Source organism: uncultured Paracoccus sp. (genome assembly GCF_947487305.1).
Taxonomy (GTDB): domain Bacteria; phylum Pseudomonadota; class Alphaproteobacteria; order Rhodobacterales; family Rhodobacteraceae; genus Paracoccus.
Genome location: NZ_CANKWH010000062.1, coordinates 1 through 1,752 on the forward strand (window position 1 = coordinate 1; position 1,752 = coordinate 1,752).

Annotated in this window: 1 protein-coding gene; it reads left to right on the top strand. The window is 56.7% G+C overall.

What is annotated here, in order from left to right:
- Positions 1–587: 587 nt before the first annotated feature.
- Positions 588–1,752: bifunctional DNA primase/polymerase (locus Q1A36_RS21230; RefSeq protein ID WP_299848153.1), on the top strand; the 1,165-nt coding region annotated here is incomplete at its 3' end.

Sequence of the window (1,752 nt, forward strand, 5' to 3'; positions counted from 1 at the left end):
TGAGAATTGACGGCGTCTGAACACCGCCATGATATGCCGCCCCTCAGGGCATCACCAACTTTCGCGCGTTACTCGGCGCTTGCTGGCGAAAGCCAGTGGATTCTGCCCGGCGACCGGGCCAACAAGCCAGTGAGTGAAAATACGCTACTATACGCACTCTACAGGTCTGGGCTGAAAGGCGTAGCAACCGTGCATGGATTTCGGGGCACGTTCAGCACGACGGCGCATGAGTCCGGTCTGTGGAAATCCGAGTGGATTGAAATGCAGCTAGCCCATGTGAAGGCGGATAAGGTTGCGGCGGCATATAATCATTCCGAGTATCTGAGCCAGCGTCGGGAGCTTATGAGTTGGTGGTCGGATAGGTTGAATGAGTATGAAAATGCGGGAAGAAGGCCATCCACTGACTTATCCGATCTTCTGGCATGATGGTTAACGGAATGCTAAAATATCTCTTTAAAACAATAACTTGAATCCTACGCGCGCTGCCGCTATATTGCGGGCGTGGCTTCTGTCCCTGCTATGCGTGGTGCACAAAGAGATAGGGCCACCGGGCGGCAACCCGATGGCCCTTAAAAGAAAGTTCTAATATGCCTGAAGATAGTGATAGTAATCGCGGGATTCAAGTAAAAAGTAAAACTGATCTAACCGATTTGCTTGGGGATCCTATTTCCGCAAAAGCTCGAAACGATACAGACCTATCCGAACTTTTCGGGCTGGACACTCTCGAAGCAAGCAATCTGGAGGTGGCACTATCACTAGCTGCCCGTGGGCTCGCCGTCTGCCCTGTACGCGAATGGGGCGATGGTGATGGATGGAAGCCCATTGCGAAGTTTCCCGAACGCGCCACGACTGATCCTGCGCAGATTCGCAAATGGTGGGGTGATTGGCCCCAAGCTCGCGTGGCCCTGATCACGGGCGAGCGCAACGGCATCAGCGTACTGGACGTTGACCTGAAGAACGGCAATGACGGCTTGCTATCGCTTGCGACCCTGGGCTTTGACGATCATCGAGCCATGTCCCCAGTTCGTACAATCACCCCGAGCGGCGGATGCCATCTGTTCTTTGCTTATAAGGCCGACCTGAAAGCAAGGGTGGGCAAGATCGGTCCCGGCTTGGACGTGCGGAACAACGGTGGATTTGTCATAGCGCCGGGCAGTATCAAGAATGGCGAACGCTACATTGTCGATGGCGAACAACTGGCGCGTGGAATGGCGCTGCCCGAGTGGCCGGATACACTGACGCCACCTGCGCAACCCAAGCGCGATCCTGTCCCGATCCGAGAGGCATCCGAATTTCATCGCCAATGGGCGCGCGGTCGTCTGGCGAAGCTCGCTGCCAAGGTTGAAGCAACCCTGGAGGGCACGCGCCAGGCTGAACTGAACAATGTGAGCATGTGGGCTGGCGGTGCGGGCGCGCATGGCGCGCTCTCGCGGGAGGGCGCAGGAGCGGTTCTCATAGAAGCCGGGAAGGCCTGCGGTCTGTCAGAACGCGAAGCCCGCAGCACATTCAATCACGGCTGGGACGACGGACTTCGCAAGCCAATCGAGTTGCCAAATGAAATCTGCATTCTTGATGACGACTTCGACGCTTCAACCGGCGATGCGCCCGAGACCGGAAGAGACAAATCCGTCATAGATTTGAACAGGGATCATGCTGCCGTGATGATGGGAGGTAAGGATGATGTCCCGCGGCGTGGTGTAGCTTACGACGGGCCTCGCGCTCACCGGCGGGCCGAGCTTGTCAGTCGCGCTG